At 64.3% G+C, this 1,148-nt stretch carries 1 pseudogene; it reads left to right on the top strand.

Features of this window, described 5'->3' with window-relative positions:
• Positions 1 to 1,146: pseudogene (locus ACFYPH_RS31150) on the top strand (hypothetical protein); the annotation flags it as partial.
• Positions 1,147 to 1,148: the final 2 nt, after the last annotated feature.

The following is a 1,148-nucleotide window of genomic DNA, read 5'->3' as shown; positions in this document are numbered from 1 at the left end:
GACGGCGGTGCGCTGCTGGTCGAGCGCGGCGGCAGCGCCCACCTGGAGAAGGTCGAACTGACCCGCAACAACGCCGAAGGCAACGGCGGCGCCATCGCCAACTTCGGCCGGGTCGACCTCGACGACAGCGAGGTCGAGAACAACCACGCCCGGGAGAACGGCGGCGGCATCTTCAACGTCGGCGTACTCAAGGTCAAGGGGTCCTCCGACGACAAGGACTGGTCCTCCCACGGCCAGGGCGGGTCCGCCGACGGCAAGAACGACGACAAGGCCGACGGCAAGAACGAGTTCTCCCACGAGCGGGATCACGAGTCCCGCATCACCAACAACACCGCAGGTGACAACGGCGGCGGCATCGCCAACGGCCGCGGCAAGAAGGAAGAACACGGCAAGGACAAGGACAAGAACAACGACTACTGGCCAGGCGTGCAGGGCCGCGACGAGGCCGGCAGCGTGGAGATCTTCAAGACCTCCATCGACGGCAACACGGCCAACGGCAACGGCGGCGGCGTGTTCAGCTCCAGCGGCTTCGTCAAGATCGTCCTGTCGAGCATCACGAAGAACACCGCCTGCGAAAGCGGCGGCGGCATCTACGCCCGCAACACCAACCTCGACCTCGAGAAGGTCATCGTCGCCAAGAACCACGCCAGCAAGGACGGCGGCGGCGTCGTCAACACCGGCGGCGAAGAAAAGAAGAAGGAAGGCCCCTCCTCCAGCGACGACAAGAAGGACCAAAAGGAGCAGGAAGCCACCGCCACCATCGCCGACAGCGAGATCGTCGAGAACACCGCCGGACGCTTCGGCGGCGGCATCTTCAACGGCGACCCCGACGTCAAGCTCAAGGAAGGCTTCGAGGAGCCCGACAACAAGGACAACAAGGACGACAACGCCCGCCTCACCCTGCGGGACACCGAAATCAAGGCCAACACCGCCCTCAACGGCGGCGGCATCTTCAACAACAAGGGCACAGTCACCCTGACCAAGACCCGCGTCACCAAGAACACCGCCACCGACTCCTCCAAGACACACCGAGTCGCCGGCGGCATCCTCAACAACAACGGCAAGGTCCGCCTCGACGAAAAGTCGACCATCACCAACAACGACCCCACCAACTGCGCCGGCACCGTCAAGGACTGCTTCAACTGACC

The organism is Micromonospora sp. NPDC005252 (assembly GCF_042872475.1).
In the GTDB taxonomy this organism is placed as follows: Bacteria; Actinomycetota; Actinomycetes; order Mycobacteriales; family Micromonosporaceae; genus Micromonospora.
Note: the sequence above shows the minus strand (reverse complement) of the source record. Positions and strands in the feature narration are given on the sequence as shown.